Annotated in this window: 16 protein-coding genes, 1 tRNA gene and 1 pseudogene; 10 read left to right on the top strand and 8 right to left on the bottom strand. The window is 66.1% G+C overall.

Annotated elements, in window-relative coordinates; translation table 11 throughout:
* Positions 1-2: 2 nt before the first annotated feature.
* The 4 genes from AC1DQQ_RS14695 to AC1DQQ_RS14680 are packed head-to-tail and all read left to right on the top strand — an operon-like array spanning position 3 to position 3,340.
* On the top strand, positions 3-971 hold the full coding sequence (locus AC1DQQ_RS14695; RefSeq protein WP_478029649.1) for a type II secretion system F family protein: 969 nt from the start codon (positions 3-5) through the stop codon (positions 969-971).
* 4 nt (positions 972-975) lie between these two features.
* Positions 976-1,986, top strand: coding sequence for a LytR C-terminal domain-containing protein (locus AC1DQQ_RS14690; protein WP_478045603.1), 1,011 nt, complete (start codon positions 976-978; stop codon positions 1,984-1,986).
* Positions 1,983-2,795: a hypothetical protein gene (locus tag AC1DQQ_RS14685; protein WP_478045602.1), complete on the top strand. Its 813-nt coding sequence runs from the start codon at positions 1,983-1,985 to the stop codon at positions 2,793-2,795. The genes AC1DQQ_RS14690 and AC1DQQ_RS14685 overlap by 4 nt, the downstream gene beginning before the upstream one ends.
* Entirely contained in the window at positions 2,792-3,340 is a 549-nt protein-coding gene (locus AC1DQQ_RS14680) for an A24 family peptidase (protein WP_478045601.1), read from the top strand. Before AC1DQQ_RS14685 ends, AC1DQQ_RS14680 begins: the two co-directional genes overlap by 4 nt.
* On the opposite strand, the gene AC1DQQ_RS14675 is transcribed toward AC1DQQ_RS14680, so the two are convergent.
* The 4 genes from AC1DQQ_RS14675 to AC1DQQ_RS14660 form a co-directional block, all read right to left on the bottom strand.
* Entirely contained in the window at positions 3,320-3,949 is a 630-nt protein-coding gene (locus AC1DQQ_RS14675) for a response regulator (RefSeq protein WP_478029644.1), read from the bottom strand. The genes AC1DQQ_RS14680 and AC1DQQ_RS14675 overlap by 21 nt on opposite strands.
* Entirely contained in the window at positions 3,927-5,654 is a 1,728-nt protein-coding gene (locus AC1DQQ_RS14670; RefSeq protein ID WP_478045600.1) for a sensor histidine kinase, read from the bottom strand. The genes AC1DQQ_RS14675 and AC1DQQ_RS14670 overlap by 23 nt, the downstream gene beginning before the upstream one ends.
* 226 nt (positions 5,655-5,880) lie before the next feature.
* Positions 5,881-7,056 carry an MFS transporter gene (locus tag AC1DQQ_RS14665; RefSeq protein WP_478045599.1) on the bottom strand — a complete coding sequence of 392 codons (1,176 nt, stop codon included), beginning with the start codon at positions 7,054-7,056 and terminating at the stop codon, positions 5,881-5,883.
* A 12-nt stretch (positions 7,057-7,068) separates the two neighbouring features.
* Complete coding sequence (locus tag AC1DQQ_RS14660; RefSeq protein ID WP_478045675.1) at positions 7,069-8,103, bottom strand: aldo/keto reductase; 1,035 nt, start codon at positions 8,101-8,103, stop codon at positions 7,069-7,071.
* Between the two features lie 99 nt (positions 8,104-8,202).
* Here AC1DQQ_RS14660 and AC1DQQ_RS14655 point away from each other — a divergent pair, with 99 nt between their 5' ends.
* From AC1DQQ_RS14655 to AC1DQQ_RS14630, 6 genes and pseudogenes are all read left to right on the top strand, one after another.
* The gene (locus AC1DQQ_RS14655) at positions 8,203-9,096 is read left to right on the top strand and encodes a LysR family transcriptional regulator (protein WP_478045598.1); all 894 of its coding nucleotides are present in this window, start codon (positions 8,203-8,205) and stop codon (positions 9,094-9,096) included.
* 170 nt (positions 9,097-9,266) lie between these two features.
* Complete coding sequence (locus AC1DQQ_RS14650) at positions 9,267-10,865, top strand: alpha-amylase family glycosyl hydrolase (RefSeq protein WP_478045597.1); 1,599 nt, start codon at positions 9,267-9,269, stop codon at positions 10,863-10,865.
* The gene (locus AC1DQQ_RS14645) at positions 10,862-11,887 is read left to right on the top strand and encodes a glycosyltransferase family 4 protein (RefSeq protein ID WP_478045596.1); all 1,026 of its coding nucleotides are present in this window, start codon (positions 10,862-10,864) and stop codon (positions 11,885-11,887) included. The genes AC1DQQ_RS14650 and AC1DQQ_RS14645 overlap by 4 nt, the downstream gene beginning before the upstream one ends.
* Positions 11,888-12,027: 140 nt before the next feature.
* Positions 12,028-12,103: transfer RNA gene (locus tag AC1DQQ_RS14640), tRNA-Thr, on the top strand.
* 76 nt (positions 12,104-12,179) lie between these two features.
* Positions 12,180-12,497, top strand: a pseudogene (locus AC1DQQ_RS14635) (Arm DNA-binding domain-containing protein); the annotation flags it as partial.
* Positions 12,498-12,513: 16 nt separating this feature from the next.
* The gene (locus AC1DQQ_RS14630; protein WP_478045595.1) at positions 12,514-12,930 is read left to right on the top strand and encodes a phage integrase central domain-containing protein; all 417 of its coding nucleotides are present in this window, start codon (positions 12,514-12,516) and stop codon (positions 12,928-12,930) included.
* A gap of 366 nt (positions 12,931-13,296) precedes the next feature.
* On the opposite strand, the gene AC1DQQ_RS14625 is transcribed toward AC1DQQ_RS14630, so the two are convergent.
* From AC1DQQ_RS14625 to AC1DQQ_RS14610, 4 genes are read right to left on the bottom strand one after another with little or no spacing between them, the layout of a single operon-like run.
* On the bottom strand, positions 13,297-14,070 hold the full coding sequence (locus tag AC1DQQ_RS14625; protein WP_478045594.1) for an SDR family NAD(P)-dependent oxidoreductase: 774 nt from the start codon (positions 14,068-14,070) through the stop codon (positions 13,297-13,299).
* A 21-nt stretch (positions 14,071-14,091) separates the two neighbouring features.
* Positions 14,092-15,642, bottom strand: coding sequence for a class I adenylate-forming enzyme family protein (locus AC1DQQ_RS14620; RefSeq protein WP_478045593.1), 1,551 nt, complete (start codon positions 15,640-15,642; stop codon positions 14,092-14,094).
* Positions 15,581-16,375: an SDR family NAD(P)-dependent oxidoreductase gene (locus AC1DQQ_RS14615; RefSeq protein ID WP_478045592.1), complete on the bottom strand. Its 795-nt coding sequence runs from the start codon at positions 16,373-16,375 to the stop codon at positions 15,581-15,583. Before AC1DQQ_RS14615 ends, AC1DQQ_RS14620 begins: the two co-directional genes overlap by 62 nt.
* The gene (locus AC1DQQ_RS14610; protein WP_478042334.1) at positions 16,368-16,706 is read right to left on the bottom strand and encodes an EthD family reductase; all 339 of its coding nucleotides are present in this window, start codon (positions 16,704-16,706) and stop codon (positions 16,368-16,370) included. The genes AC1DQQ_RS14615 and AC1DQQ_RS14610 overlap by 8 nt, the downstream gene beginning before the upstream one ends.
* Positions 16,707-16,710: the final 4 nt, after the last annotated feature.

Raw genomic sequence — 16,710 nt, 5'->3', positions numbered from 1 at the left:
CGATGTGGGAAACCGTCATCCAGCAATTTCCGCGCTATGCGATCCTCGCCGGCCTGTTCGCCGTGGTCGTGATGATCGTGCTTGGCGTGTCGACCGTCGTCACCGGGCGCGCCGCCGTGCGTCGCCGGCTCGCCGAAGCGGCAGCGGCGGGGCAGACCGGGGGGCATGTCGCGACCTTGCGCGATTCGGGACGCGCCGACGCCTGGAGCCGCCTTGTCGGCGCGATCGAGAAGCGCGGGGTGTCCCTGGTCGATACCAACAACGCGACACTGACCGCGCGGCTGGCGGCAGCGGGCTATACCTCGCCCCAGGCACCGCGCGTGTTCACCCTCGCGCGGCTGGCGTTGACGCTCGGCCTGCCGCTGCTCCTGGTGGCGGCGACCGTCTTTCGCGGCGAGGCGCCGTCGCTGCTCAAGCTTTATCTGTTCGGCGCGGCGCTCGCAGTGCTCGGACTCTATTTGCCCAATCTCTGGGTATCGGCGCGCGCATCGCGGCGCCAGGAGCAGATCGTCAACGGCTTTCCCGATGCGCTCGACCTGATGCTGGTCTGCGTCGAGGCCGGGCTCGGCATGGAAGCGGCGTTCGATCGCGTCGGGCGCGAAATGGCACGGTCGCATCCGCTGGTCGCCAATCTGCTCGCGACCACGGTGCTCGAACTGCGCGCCGGGCGCGGCCGCGAGGAAGCGCTGCGCCGGATGGGCGATCGCGCCGCGGTCGACCAGATCCGGTCGTTCACCACCTTGCTGATCCAGTCGAACAAGCTGGGCTCGAGCATCGGCCAGACGTTGCGCATCTATGCCGGCGAAATGCGCGAGCGCCGCAAGATGCTGGCACAGGAAAAGGCGCATCGTCTGCCGGTGCTGATCTCGATCCCGCTCGTCGCCTGCATGTTGCCGGTGATGATCGGCGTGCTGATGCTGCCGGCTGCGATCCGCGTCGTTCGCCAGCTTCTGCCCATGATGGGAGGATGACGGAATGAAGCGCAATCTCGCCTCGCGTGCCGCGCTGATCGGCCTGTTGGTCGCTGCCAGCGGATGCACGAGCTCGGCCAAGCGAACCGCGCTGCCCGAGGGAACGCGGTTCACCGCCGCGACCGACGCCTCGTCGATCGCCGCCGCGCGACTGCTCGCGGACGGCAATTACGGGTTGGCGATCGAAATGTATCGCCGCATCCTGGTCGCGACTCCCGACGATGCGACAGCGGTCGAGGGGCTCGCGCTCTGTTATGACCATTTGCGCCGCTACGATCTGAGCGACGTCTATTTCCAGAAGGCACTGGCACTGGCGCCGCGCAACGACGCTTTCTACCGCGCTTATGCCGCGTCGCTGACCGCGCAGGGCCGCAATGACGCCGCGGCGTTGCTCGACCTGGACATGCGCACCATGCTGGCCTCGGCATCCGCCACGCCTGCCGCCGCACCGATGCCAACACAGCCAGTTGCGCCGCCGCCGCCAATAGCCGCCCCTGCGCTGGCGAGCGCGGCCGCGGTGCCGGTCGCGCCGGCCCCCGTCATTGTCGCCGGCCCGCGCCTCGAACAACTTGCCCCGGGGGTCGTTCGTCTGATCCTGCCGCCAGCGCGCAGCGTCGGTAAGGGAGCAATCCTCGCCTCTTCGCCCGCGCCAGCGTCGGTACCCGCACCCTCGCGGGTAGCGTCTCCGAAGCCGATCGCCACGCCGTTGGTGCCAGGCGCGCTGCGCAACACGATGGTGGTCAATGCCGCTGGGCGCAAAGGCGTTGCCGGGCGCGTCCAATCCTATCTTGCCGGGCGCGGCTGGCGCCCACTCGATCGCGGCGACAGCGGCATGCGCATCGCGGTCAGCCGTATCCTCTATCCGCCGTCGGGCGAGGCGACCGCACGCCGGCTGGCGCGCGCAGTGCCGTTTCCGACCCGGCTGTACGCCACCAGCCAGGCCAACCGGATCCAATTGCTGGTCGGCGCTAACGCGCTGCGGTTCGCCGCCAAGCCCGCCGGGGGACGACGGTGATCCTCGCCGTCCGGCTGCTATCGCTGGCGGCCCTGTTTGCTTGTGGCACAGCGTCGGCGGCGCCGCCGGACGATCTCGTTTTAGTCGATGCCGCGATCCGGGGCGGGCGGCTGGTCCAGGCGCAGACGATGCTCGATCTGTTGCCCGACGCCCAATCCGGCACGTTCGATGTCGCGGTGCTCCGCGCGCAGCTGATGCTGGCGCAAGGCCAATATGCCGAAGCCGAGCGTGCGTTCGGCAAGCTGGCAGCAACGCCCAGCGACGATTGCCGCGTGGTCGCCGGGCTCGGCAGCGCGGCCGCGGCGATGCGGCATACCGAGGTCGCCCTCGCCCGGTTGCAGGATGCGACCACGCGCTGCCCGGCCAACTGGCGGCTATGGGCCGATCTCGGCCACGCTTATGATTCCGGCGCGCGGTGGAACGACAGCAAGGCGGCCTATGAGCGGGCGTCGGCACTGGGCGCGCCGCGCGCGTCGCTGCTCAACGACATGGCGATCTCGCTGTTGATGCAACACCGCTATCCCGAAGCCAAAGCCTTGCTGCAACAAGCGCTGGCGGCCGATCCGGATGATCGACGTGTCGCCAACAATCTCGATATCGCCGCCGCATCGATGGGCGAACCGCCGGTGCGCAGGCGCGGGGAGGATGCGGCGCGCTGGGCAGAGCGATTGTCCAACGCCGGCTATGCCGCCTCGCTCGCCGGCCGGAGCGACGATGCGCGGGCGTGGCTGACCCAGTCGCTCGCCGCGGCGCCGATCTATCCGGCGGCAACCGCCAATATCCTCTCGTCGCTGGGGCCCCAGAAATGACGACGCTTCCCAACGTCCTGTTGATCGCTTTGTATCTCGTGCTGGCGCTCGCCGCGCTGACCGATGTGTGGAAATTGCGCATCCCGAACATATTCCCGGCCACGATCATCCTGCTGTTCCCGGTCTGGATGTACAGCTGCGGCTGGAACGCGCAGCTGTGGCAGAACGCGCTCGTGTTCGTCGGCACCTTCCTGGGCGGCCTGTTCCTGTTCTCGCGCGGATGGCTCGGCGGCGGCGACGTCAAATTGATGGCCGCGATCGCCTTATGGTTCGACTTCAAGGGCGCGGCGGCGCTCTATCTGTGGATGGGGATTGGCGGCGCGCTGCTCGCCATCGTCTTCATCGTGCTCCGGCGGATGCTTCCGGCCGGGATCGCGCAATCGACCAACGTTGCCAGCCTGAAGGCCCGCGGCCCCATTCCCTATGGCCTGGCGATCTCGGCCGGCGCGATGCTCGCGATCGTCGGGGGCAACATCAATCCGCAGCCAAAGGCCTGGTATCTCGATCCGGCCAGCCTGACCGGCTCACATCGCTTCGGCAGCTAACATCATGATGAGCTGAGCGCGCGAACTGATCCCCAGCTTGCCGTAGATGTGGTGCAGATGGAGCTTGACCGTGCCTTCGGTCAGTCCGCAGCGGCGCGCGATCTCGCGGTTGCGCAGGCCTTCGCCGACCAGCTTGACCAATTCCTCCTGCCGGCGCGTCAGCCCATATTGCGGCAGCACGGGCACCGACTGGCCGGCCATGCTGCGCTTCAACACGCGCTCGATGATGGTCGGATCGATCCAGGTGTCGCCGCGATTGACCGCCTCGATACAGGTGATCAAATTGCTCGGGTCGTTGTGCTTGAGAACGATGCCGTTAATGCCCAGTTTGACCGCCTCCATCGTCTCGACCGGCTTCAGGCCGACGGTGAGAAAGACGATCGGGATCTGATTGCCCGCGCCGCGCAATGTCCGCAGGATGTGCAGGCCGCCGCCATCGGCCATGCTGACGTCGAGCACCAGCAAGTCGAATACGCCATGCGCGACGCGGTCGATCGCATCGACCGACGTTCGGGCGGTGTCCTGGACAACATGGCCGTTGGTCTCGAGAAACTGGCGCAGCCCCTCGAGAAAGATCGGGTGATCGTCAACCAGCAGCAGTTTCGACATGGACACCAGCCTTTAGTGGAATTCTGAGCGACAATAGCACACCGCGCTCCATCGGATCGGTATAAGCGCGCCCGTTGAGGGCTTTCACGCGCTTGGTCAGCGAATGCGACAAGACGCCTTCGACGTCGGCGCCATCGGCGCTGGTGTCGATGACCGTCGCGCCGTTGCTCCTGATCGCGACGAACACCGCCTCGTCGCGCAGCGCCGCGGCCACTTTGACCACGGACGCATGGGCGTGCTGCACCGCGTTCGAGACGGCTTCACGCACCAGGAACTCGACTTCGAGCGCAATGTCGGGAGAGACGGGCAGCACCGCTGGCTCGGCCTGGACCGAACAGTCGATGCCCCATTGCCGCGACAGCAATTCGGCGCGCTGCGCCAGGTGGCTGGCGAGATCGATCCGCTCGCTGACCGGCTGGGCGCTGTCGTTGATCAGTTCGCGCAGGCACGCCTGTTCGGCGGAGATGATCGACTCCAGGCCCTTCAGTCGCTCCTGCCGCTTGGCGACCGGCATGTCGGTTTCCTTCATCAGGACCGCGACCTGCATCCTGAGCCCGGCGAGCGTCTGCAACACGCTGTCATGCATGTCGCGACTGATCTCCAGCCGCGCATTGGCAAAGGCGTTCTCGCGCCACGCCTCGAACATCTGGTAGCGGTCGAGCGTCGCGCTGACCGCATGGCCGGCGCTGACGACCTGACCCAGCAGCACCTCCGACACGCGCGGCAATCCGATCAGATAGACATAGCCGTCCATCGCGTTCGCCGCGATCGGCATCGCTGCGACGATCGTCGCGCCGTCGACCAGCTCGTCCGGCAGGAAACCGGGCTCGATCGTGCGAACGACCGGATCGCGCGCGACCTCGCTGTTGACCATCGCCTTGCCGGTCCGCGCCTCCCACAGATAGGCTTCGTCCCAGCCGGTCGGCAGCAGCATGCGGTCGGCGATCGCGGACGGCGGATCGATCCGCGACAGCGCGCCGTCCGCGAAACGATAGAAATGGCGGTCGTCATCCTCCCCGCCGCGCCAGCAGATCAGAATCGTCGACACTTGGAACCGGCTCGCCAGCCGCGCCGCGATCTCCTCGATCGGCATCGACCGCGCGCGCATGCCCGTGGCCAGCAACTCGCCGTTCCAGCGGTCGCTCGATGTCGCATCGGTCTGCCGCATCTTCACCACCAGCGCGGCGGCGGCAATGAAGGTCAGCACCGTGAATTGCAGCATCCGTTGCCCGTCACTGATATGGGGCAAGGCCGGCCACAAAGCCGCAGCCCGATTATGGAGAAGAATGACGAGCGAGAAGATCAGATATTCGAGCGCGACGCTGGCAATACTCGACTGAATCCGCTTGGCGACCAGCAGGAAAACGATGAACGGCAGATAGAGAATGGTGACGGTCGGATAGAAGATCAGCACGCCGAGGCCGATCGCCTCATCGGCGACCGATCCGATACGGCGTATCAACCACGTGACTTTCCAGGACACCAATCTCACGACCAGCGCCGCAACCGCGAGCAGCAGATAGGCGATGAAGCACCAGTGGACGGCCCGATCGAGCGCCGAAATCGGGAACGGGATCGCCATGACGATACCCAAGGCGATCGTCGCGAGCAGCGTGCGGCCGGCGGCGACGACGTCATGCGCCACCGAATAACCGAGATCGCGCCGCAGCGCCTCTCTAAGACCGTTTGCAAACTCGCCCGTCAATCGCCCTCCCCCCGCAGCGATGTTACACCATCGACACACTAATGTCAGATGATCTCGTAGCGCCGATTGTCCCAAGAAATGCACCGCCAGCTGCAAACGCAGGTCGTCGATTGGGGACGAAAAGCGCCTTTCGCCCCCTGGCATCGCCAGTTAATTCGCAATTCTACGTATCGAATCCCCGCCCCCAACGCCGCGCGCGATGAACGCGGGCGGCCGGGACAACAATCTATATCGCCGAACACGGACGACGAGCGGGAAGCGAGTGCCGCTTGGCGGCGAGCATGACCGCGACCAATCCGATCGCCGACGTCACCGCTCCGGCCAGCGCGACGGCCGGGTAGCCCCATCCGGCGGCAATCACGCCGCCGCCCAAAGCGGCGCCAAAGGCATTGCCGAGATTGAACGCGCCGATATTGACCGAGGACGCGAGGTTCGGAGCGTCCGCGGCCGCCGCCATCACGCGCACCTGCAGCGGCGGCACGAGGGCGAAGCTCGCCACGCCCCAGGCAAAGACCAGGATCGCGGTCGGGGCGGCATAAGACATCGTCAAGGCGAACGCGATCAAGATCGCCGACAGCGACGCCAGGGTAACGATCAGCGTGCGGTCGACGTGCCGGTCCGCGAATTTGCCGCCGGCCCAATTACCAACCGTGAGTCCCAGACCGTAGGTCACCAGCATCGCGGTGACGAGGCCGAGCGAGGCATGGGTCGCGTCGCGCAGGATCGGCGCGATATAGGTGAAGACGGTGAACATCGCGCTCGATCCGATCACGGTGAGCGCAAGCGCTCCCAGCACCTTGCCGCGCATCAACACGCGCAGCTCGGCGATGGCATTGCCGCCTTCCGGTGCCGGCAGGGCCGGCAGCGTCAACCGCAGCGAAACGATGGTGGCCACACCCAAGGCGGCGATGCCCCAGAACGAGGCGCGCCAGCCGAGATGCTCGCCCGCCCAGGTCGCGAGCGGCACGCCGACGACATTGGCGATGGTCAGCCCCATGAACATCGCGGCGACCGCGCTGGCCCTCCGCTGCGGCGGCACAAGCCCAGCCGCGACGATCGACCCGACGCCGAAAAAGGCGCCATGGTTGAACGAGGTCAGGATCCGCGCCGCCAACAACAGCGCATAACTATGCGAAACCGCCGCCAGCACATTGCCCAGCGTGAAGATGGCGGCGAGCCCGATCAGCAGCGCCCGGCGCGGGACGCGGCCGGTGGTCAGCGTCATCAGCGGCGCGCCGATCATCACGCCCAGCGCATAGCCGCTGATGAGCAGGCCGGCGGCCGGAATCGAGACGCCGAGATCTTTCGCGATCACCGGGAGCAGCCCCATCGGGGCGAACTCGGTCACCCCGATGCCGAAGGCGCCGACCGACAAGGCCAAGAGGCCGGGATTGAACTTCATTGCCGCCTCCTTTCAGACCAGCGCCGGATTGAGGCGGGCAAAGCCCTCCTGCTGGCGGTAAGGCGTGTGCGGATAAGGCGGCAGCACGTCGCTTGCCGCATCGAGCCTTGCGACCTGTTCGGGGGTAAGCGACCAGCCGACGGCGCCAAGATTGTCGCGCAATTGCTCCTCGTTGCGCGCGCCGATGATCACCGACGAGACGGTCGGGCGTCGCAGCAGCCAATTGATCGCGATCTGGGGCACGGTCCTGCCAGTCTCGGCCGCCACCGCCTCGAGCGCGTCGATGACACGATAGAGCTGCTCGGTTTCGACGGGCGGCGCGAATTGTTCGGTGTCGTGCAGCCGGCTTCCCGCCGGTACCGGACGATCCCGCCCGATCTTCCCGGTCAGCCGCCCCCACCCAAGTGGGCTCCAGACCAGCGCGCCAAGACCCTGGTCGGCGGCGAGCGGCATCAGCTCGGATTCGTAAGCGCGGCCGATCAAGGAATAATAGACCTGGTGCGCGACGAGACGAGGCCAGCCGTAGCGATCGGCGATCGCTTGCGCCTTCATGATCTGCCAGCCGGGATAATTGGAAACGCCGGCATAACGGATCTTTCCCGTGGCGATCAGCAGATCGAGCGTGCCCATGACTTCCTCGGCGGGTGTCGAGGCATCGAAGGCATGGAGCTGGAGCAGATCGATATAGTCGGTGCCCAGCCGCCGCAACGCGTCCTCGACCGCGCGGATCAGCCGGGCCCGGGATGCGCCCCAATCCTGCGGCCCCTCTCCCATCGGCAGGCCGGTCTTGGTCGAGATCAGCACGCTATCGCGGCGGTCGCGGATCGCCGCACCGAGAATCTCCTCGGAGGCGCCGTTGGAATAGACGTCCGCCGTGTCGAACAACGTAACGCCGGCATCCAGGCACAAGTCGACCAGCCGCCGCGCCTCGACGACATCGCTCGTTCCCCAGGCGCTGAACAGCGGCCCGTGACCGCCGAAGGTTCCGGTGCCGAAACTCAGCGCCGGTACCCGCAAACCCGATGACCCCAATTGCCGATATTCCATCACTCGTTCATCCCTTGTTCGTTTGGCGCATAGATGGACATCAAGGCTTTGCCCGTGTACCCGCCGTCGACGCGAAAGATTATTGCATTGGGCGCAAAGATGGCGAGCGGAACCGATCGGGCGCGCGAGATGGCGCTGTTCATGGCGGTGATCGACAATGGTAGTTTTTCGGCGGCGGGCCGCCTCCTCGACCTCAGTCCGTCGGCGGTCGCGCGCGGGATCGACCGGATCGAGGCGCGGCTCGGCATACGCCTGCTGCTGCGCTCGACTCGCACGCTGGCGCTGACCGCGGAAGGCCAATCCTATCTCCAGGCGGCGCGGCGCATCCTCGCCGATCTCGACGATGCCGAGCAGCAGATCGCCGACCAGGGCGCGCCACGTGGCCGCCTGAGCGTCAGCGCGGCTTTTGCTCATGGGCGGCTCTGCGTGGTGCCGCTCTTGGGCAAGTTCGCCGCCTCCTATCCGCATATCCTGGTCGATATCGCGCTGACCGACACGCTGGTCGATGTCGCAGCAGGCCAGGCCGATGTCGCGATCCGCTTCGGTCCGCTGCCCGACAGCACGCTCACGGCCCGCAAGCTCGGCGAGACGCGCCGGGTCATCGTCGCGTCACCAGACTATCTCACGAAACACGGAACGCCGCGCGAGCCCGAAGACTTGCACCGGCATAACTGCCTCAACTTCAACTTCCGACGCGCCGAGCCGATCTGGCCATTCCGCCGCGACGAGAGCGATTTCTCGCTCTGCGTGAAGGGCAATATCGAAGCGAATAATGGCGAGACGCTGGGCCAGCTCGCCGCGATCGGCATCGGCATCGCGCGCGTCGGCGCCTTCAGCGTCGCCCAGGAGATCGCCAGCGGCCAACTCGTCCCGATCCTGGAGGCGTTCAATCCCGGCGATGTCGAGCAGATTCACGCCGTATTCGTGGGCGGCGTCAGTACCCCGGCGCGGATACGGGTCTTTGTCGACTTTCTGGCCGAAAATTTGCGGTGAGATCGCCCCATCTCGATGACCAACGAGTCCTTTCGGAACCACGCAGCCAGTTTCGAGCTTTTAGCCCGATCCCGAGGAGAAGATCATGATCGTTCAGCGTCAAGTCCACGCACTATCGACGCCCGGCGACGTCGCGCCGCTTTCCAGAGGCGTTGAAAAGGCGTGACGGAGTGACATCGACCAGGAAAGCGCCCTGGTGGGAAAGCGGCGTCATCTATCAAGTCTATCCACGCTCGTTCCAGGACAGCAACGGCGACGGGGTCGGCGATCTGCGCGGGATCGAGCAGCGGCTCGATTATATCGCGGCGTTGGGCGTGGACGCGATCTGGCTGTCGCCGATCTTCCCGTCGCCGATGATCGATTTCGGCTATGACGTCGCCGATTATTGCGGCGTCGATCCCTTGTTCGGGACGCTGGACGATTTCGACCGGCTGCTGAAGGCGGCGCATGCGCGCGGCCTCCGACTGTTGCTCGATTTCGTCCCCAACCATAGCTCCGACCAGAATCCCTGGTTCCTCGAAAGCCGGCGATCGCGCGACGACCCCAAGCGCGACTGGTACATCTGGCGCGATCCGGCGCCGGGCGGCGGCCCGCCCAATAACTGGATCAGCGATATGGGCGGGTCGGCCTGGCAATGGGACGAGGCGACCGGGCAATATTATCTGCACGCTTTCCTGAAGGAGCAGCCGGACCTCAACTGGCGCAACCCTGCCGTGCGCAAGGCGATGACCGACGTGCTGCGTTTCTGGTTCGAGCGCGGCGTCGACGGATTCCGGATCGACGTGCTGTGGCACATGGTCAAGGCGGAAGGGCTACCCGACAATCCGCTTAATCCGCATTACCGCGCCGAACTGGGCGAAAAGCTCAAGCTGCTGCAGATCCATTCGACCAACCAGCCCGAGGTCCATGACATTGCCGCGGCGTTCCGCGCGCTGGCGGACAGTTATGGCAACCGCCTGCTGGTCGGCGAGATCTGCCTGCCGGTCGAAACGCTGATGCATTATTACGGCCGCGGCGCACCGGGGGTGCACCTGCCGTTCAATTTCCAGCTGCTCGACGCGCCATGGCACGCGCAATCGCTCGCCGCGATGATCGGCGCCTATGAAGCGGCGTTGCCCGAGGGAGCCTGGCCGAACTGGGTGATCGGCAGCCACGATGCCCCACGCATCGCGGCGCGGCTAGGCGAGGCGCAGGCGCGTGTCGCAGCGATGCTGTTGCTGACGCTGCGTGGCACGCCGACCTTGTATCAGGGCGACGAGCTCGGGATCGGCAAGGTGACCATCCCGCCGAACCGCATCCGCGATCCCCAGGATTTGAGGCAACCGGGCATGGGCCTCGGCCGCGACCGCTCGCGCACGCCGATGCCCTGGGACGGATCGGCCAATGCCGGGTTCAGCACCATCGAGCCGTGGCTGCCGCTCAACGACGACTGGCCGCTCCGTAACGTCCAGGCCCAGCAGCAGGATAGCGGATCGATGCTGTCGCTCTATCGCCAGTTACTGCGCTGCCGGCGGGAGTCGTCGGCACTGGCGCTCGGCGCATTCGAGCTGGTCGCGGCGGACGGCGATCTGCTGGTCTATGACCGGTTCGACGATCGCGAGCGCGTGCGGGTGGCGCTCAACCTCGCCGCCAATGCGATCAAATTGCCGTTCGATTTCGATCCCGCCGCGCACCTGCTCGTCGGCACGCACCCGCGCGAGAGCTTGGGCGACATGCTGCGCCCGAACGAAGCAATGGTCTTTCGCCTGACCGACCCGGCCGCGTCATGAAGATCGCGATGCTGGCGCCGATCGCCTGGCGCACCCCGCCACGCCATTATGGGCCATGGGAGTTGGTGACCAGTCTGTTGACCGAGGCGCTGGTCGCGCGAGGCGTCGACGTCACGCTGTTCGCGACTTTGGACAGCATCACCTCGGCCAAGCTCGACGGCATCGTCCCCGCGCCCTATTCCGAGGACCCGACGATCGACGCCAAGGTGTGGGAGTATCGCCACCTCTCGCATTTGTTCGCGCAGGCCGATCGCTTCGACCTGATCCACAATCAGGCCGATTTCCCAGCCCATGCCTTCGCGCCGCTGGTGCGCACGCCGATGGTGACGACGATCCACGGTTTCTCGTCCAAACGCATCCTGCCGATGTACCAGCCGTTCCAGGATCGCGTTCACTACGTCGCGATCAGCGAGGCGGACCGGCATCCCTCGCTGCGCTACGCCGCCACCATCCATCACGGCATCGCGCTGGAGGAATTTCCGTTCGAGCCGGACGGTGGCGACGGCCTGTTGTTCTTCGGCCGCATCCATCCCGACAAAGGCGCGAAGGAAGCGATCGCCGCCGCCCGCCGCAGCGGCCACCGGCTCGATATATACGGCATCGTCCAGGACCAGGCCTATTTCGATGCGGCGGTGGCCCCCGAACTCGACGATCATATCCGATATCACGGCCCGGTCGGCGGCGCCGATCGCGCGCGCGCACTCGGCAAGGCGCGCGCGCTGCTCCACCTGATCAATTTCGACGAGCCGTTCGGCCTGTCGGTGGTCGAGGCGATGGTGTGCGGCACGCCGGCCATCGCCACCCGGCGCGGATCGATGAGCGAGCTGATCGAGCATGATAGAACCGGGTTTCTGGTCGACGACGCCGAAGGCGCGATCCGCGCGATCGACCGAATCGGCGCGTTGGACCGGGCCGTCGTTCGGCAACGCGCCATCGAGCGCTTTTCGGTCGGCCGCATGGCCGACGAGTACATCGCGCTCTACCGCTCGGTGCTGCAGCATGTAGACGTCCGCAACGGCTAACTGACGCGCTGCCCGCAACCGACTGCTAGACGAAACAACATTTCCAAGGGATCCAGAAGGCGCCATCGCGACGGCGCGCTTGTCAGTCTCCGACAAGCCTGATAAGCGCCCCGCCTTGCCGTGCCGGAAGGCGCGTGCGGGCCGCCTTAGCTCAGCTGGTAGAGCATCGCATTCGTAATGCGGGGGTCACAGGTTCGAGTCCTGTAGGCGGCACCATTACATATGGGGAGCACCCCTGTAAAACCGCGGAAAACCTGCGGTAACTGCCTCGGCGGTCCCACGAAATCTCATTATGTTCCGCCGTGGCCCACCAAAAAGGGGCCACGAATGGTGGGGCCACGAGCGGTCCAGGAGGCGTGGCCCCATGCTTACCGTTGTGCAGATTCGGGCGCTTGAACCGAGGTCGCGCCCTTATACGGCTTTTGATTCTGACGGCCTCTTTTTGCTGGTTCAGCCGTCAGGCTCATTGCTCTGGCGCTTTCGCTACAGAAAGTTCGGCATCGAGCGGAAATTGTCTCTCGGGAGCTTTCCCGACATCAGCTTGCAGCAAGCGCGCAAGGAGCGCGACAAGGCGCTGGCCCAGTTGGTCGACGATATCGATCCAGTCGAGGAGAAGCGTGCGCCGCTTGAAAGCCGAGCTTGCCGCCCAAACCACGTTCAAGCTCGTGGCCGACGAGTTCATCCAGAAAATGGAAAAGGAGGGAAAGTCTCCCGCCACGATCAAGAAGGCGCGGTGGTTTCTCGAACTGCTGGAGGACATCGGGAAGCGCCCGATTGCCTCGATCACGCCGCACGAGCTGCTCGACGCCTTGAAGCGGATCGAGCGCCGAGGTCACCACGAGACGGCGAACAAATTGCGATCCTTTGCCGGCCGCGTGTTTCGCTACGGTTTTGCGACGCTGCGGACCGAGCAGAACCCTGCGCGGGGCGCTCATCTTGCCAAAGGTCAAGCATCACGCTGCGGTCATCGAGCCGGCGAAGGTCGGCGCTCCTGCGAGCCATCGACGATTATGAGGGTCGGCCCGAGACTGTATTCGCGTTGAAGCTGGCACCGCACGTGTTTCTGCGGCCGGGCGAACTGCGCCAGGCCAAATGGAGCGAGATCGATTTCGCGCGCTGTTTGAGATAAAGTCGTTAGAGCGGAATCTGGCATTCCTCCCGCTCTGCCACAGCCATTGAAATTACTAGGCAACCCGCGAAATCCGAGCGCCTTTCCGCCCTCGGCCAAGTGCTTGAAAGACCTAGGCATGGGCCTCCGCCGATAATGTTTTTGCCGCTTCCTCGTCCGAACGGCGGATTGATAACGCCCCCTTATGTCGAACAGTGCGGCGGCTGAAGTCGCACATACGCGAAATAACACGGTTCGCGCTTGTCCGGCAGCGCCGCCAACTATCCCTAGAAATCGCGGCTCACAGTGTCTGACCGTCATCGATCGTGAAGATCGACCCGGTCGTCTGGGCGCTCGCGTCGGAAACGAGGTAAAGAACCATCGGATCGAGCGCCGATTCATCCATCACGCGCCGACGCGCGAACCCATCCAGCAAACTCTGGCCGGCCGACGTTTCCCAGATGGCGTCGTTCATTTCGGTCGCGACATAGCCGGGGCACAGGATGTTGACGTTGACCCCCTTCGCCGCCCAATCCTTGGCGAGCGACCGGCCCATCTGGGCGACCGCGGCCTTGGTCGCGCTGTAGGGCGCGATCCCGGCCGAGGGGTGGTGTGCGGTGATCGAGGAAATGATCACGATCCGGCCATGGCCACGGTCGAGCGCGCCCGCCGCGACCATGCGCCGGGCGCCTTCGCGCACCGTCAGGAACACGCCGCGCAAATTGACCGCCACCATCTGGTCGAACGCCTCGACGGGAAGGCCGAGCGCACTGCCCGCGACGTTGAGACCGGCATTGGCGACGACCGTGTCGACCGGTCCGAACCGCGCCGCCGCAGCGTCATAGGCGGCGACGATCGACGCCTCGTCGGTGACGTCGAGCGTCACCGCGAGCGCCTCGCCGCCCGCCGCCGTAATCTCGTCCGCCAGTGACTCGAGCAGCCCCGCGCGGCGCGCACCGATCACGACCTTCGCGCCGCTCGCCGCGAGAATGGCAGCGAAGCGGCGACCAAGCCCGGATGAGGCACCGGTAACGAACGCAACCCGACCGGTGAGGTCGAACGAAAAACCTTTCATCTGTCCCCCTTGCTGGCGCAGCTAGCCTCGGCCGAGCGCCGTTGCGGCGCGCGCGGCCATCGCCTTCTTGTCGAGCTTGCCGGTCGCGCCGACCGCCATTTGCTCGACGATCAACAGATGCTCGGGCCATTTCTTGCGCGAGAGGCCTTCGCGTTCGAGATGGTCGACCATCGTCGCAAACATGAACGGCGCCGCGCCCTGGCGGACCCGGCAGACTGCGCAAGCCTGTTCGCCCAGCTTGGGTTCGGGCACGCCGACCACCGCGACCTCGGCGATCGCCGGGTGGCGCAGCAGCGCGGCCTCGATCTCGGCGGGATCGATGTTGAACCCGCCGCGAATGATCTGGTCCTTGATCCGACCGACCACGGTGACGAATCCCCCCTCGTCGCGGACGATCTCGTCCCCGGTCAGGAAGAAGCCGTCGCGGCTGCGCCGCTCCTGGCCCGACCCGAGTCCCTCGGCATAACCGAGGAACAGCGACGGCCCGCGCACGCCCGCCTGCCCACGCGACCCGCGCGCTAGTGCGACGCCGTCGGCATCGAACGCTTCCTCCTCGGTGCCCGGAAAGGGAACGCCATCCGATCCTTGCCGCCGCGCAAGCGGATCATCGGGGCGCGTTGAGCAATGCCCCATGCATTCGGACATGCCGAACATCCTGAGCGCCTTGAGACCCAGCAGCGTTTCGGCATCGGCGATCAATTCGGCGGTCATCGCGCTGCCCCCGACCGCGGCGGCGCGCAGCGGCAGGGTTCCTGACCACGATCCAGTCTTCGCCGCCTCGACCATCGTATAGAGATGGGTCGGCACCATGATCGCCCAGCCGCAGCCATGCTCGACCGCCCGGCGCATCGCCGCCGCCGGATCCCAGGGATCGACGAACACCAAAGGCCGCCCCTGCGACAAGGCGAAATGCGCAGTGAAGGTAAATCCCGGCGCGCTATCCAGGGGCACAATGCCGAGGATCGAATCCGCCGGTTCCAGTGCCGCGATCGCCGCGCAGGCGCGGGTCGCATAATTGAGCGCGGCGGCGCCATGCATCACCGCCTTGGGCACACCGGTGGACCCCGAGGTAAAACCGATCAGCACGGTGTCGCGATCGCGCGGATCGGCGGTACGCCCCTGGCGTGCGGCTTCGGCGACGATGATCGCGCCGTCGCTACCGATAACGACATGCGCGGCGTGGCCGAGCCGCGCCTCGAGCACCTGGCGGTCCGCCTCGGACAGTTTCGGCGAATAGGGACAGAAGGTCGCTTCGCAAGCCGATGTCGCCAGCGCCGCCGCCAGCGTCTCGGCACGCTTGACGCCGGCGACGAGAACCCGGCTCCCCGCCGTCACGCCCGTCGCGGCCAGGCGCTCCGTGATGTCGAGCGCGAGCCCGTAGAGTTCGCGCCGCGTCCAGCGGCGATCATCGCAATCGATCAGCGCGAGCGCGTCCGGGTCTGCGCCCGCATGGGCCACGAATTGCGGCCATAATCGCTCACCGGTCCAGGTCAGGCCGTCGGCACGAAACTCAACCAATCGACTGCCCTCCGTCGACGAGGAAGGTCTGGCCAGTGATGAAGCTGCCGGCATCCGACGCCAGCAAGGCGAGCGTACCGCTCACTTCCTCCGGCTTGCCGAACCGCCCAAGTAGAATGCCAGCGCGCGTCTTCTCCTGGATCGCGGGATCGAGCGTCTCGGTCATTCCGGTCTCGATCGATCCCGGCGCGATGGCATTCACACGGATGCCGTGTCCGGCCCATTGCGCGGCGAGGTCGCTGGTCAAATGGACGATCGCCGCCTTGCTGGTGGTGTAGGGCACGACCTGGCCGTCCTCGGGCCGGTACGAGATGAACGCGCCGACCGAGGCAATGTTGACGATCGATCCGCCGCCGTTCGCGATCATGTGCCGAGCGGCGTGCCGGCAGGCGAGGAAGGTGCCGGTGACGTTGATATCCATCACCTTGCGCCAGCCCTTGAGCGGAATGTCCTGCGGCAGTCCCCACCACGAGGCGCCGGCATTGTTGACGAGCAGATCGAGCCCGCCGAACTCGGCGACGACCTTGGCCACCGCCGCTTCGACCGAGTCCTCGTCGGCGATGTCGCACGACAGGCCGATCGCGGGGACGCCGAAACGCTCGGCAATCCCCACCGCGATCGCCGCGCATTCCTCGCCGTTGCGCGAAGCCAGCGCGACCGCGCAGCCGAGGTCGGCAAGCGTCGCCGCCATCGCTTCGGCCAGCGCGCCGCGCCCACCGGTGATCAGCGCGCGCTTGCCATCGAGGCGGAACGCCGCGGTCGCGAAACCGGGGGCAAGGTCAGCCATCGCCGCCCCCGGCAAGCAGATCAACCTCATCGGTGATCAGGATGATGCGCCGGCCGCCCATGCCCTTGGTCTGCGCGGTCGCCGCCTTCCATTCGGGCGAGGCGAAGGCCGCGTCGAGCGCGGCCTGGTCGGCGAAAGTCAGCACGGCATGTCCGTCCCAGCCCGGCGTTTCGGGACTGTCATAGTCCTTGGTAACCACGCCATGGCGATAGGCGAGCAGGCCGGGCAGCAGCTTCGCCGCATCGGCATGCGGCCCGCGCCACCATTCGGTGAAACGCTCCTGCGGCCAGTCGCCGGGGCGACTGGCGAGCACGACCATGCTGACCGACATCGCC

The organism is Sphingomonas sp. P4_G3, from assembly GCF_056401105.1.
The sequence above is the reverse complement of the archived record's forward strand: the minus strand, read 5'-3'. Positions and strand labels throughout refer to the sequence as shown.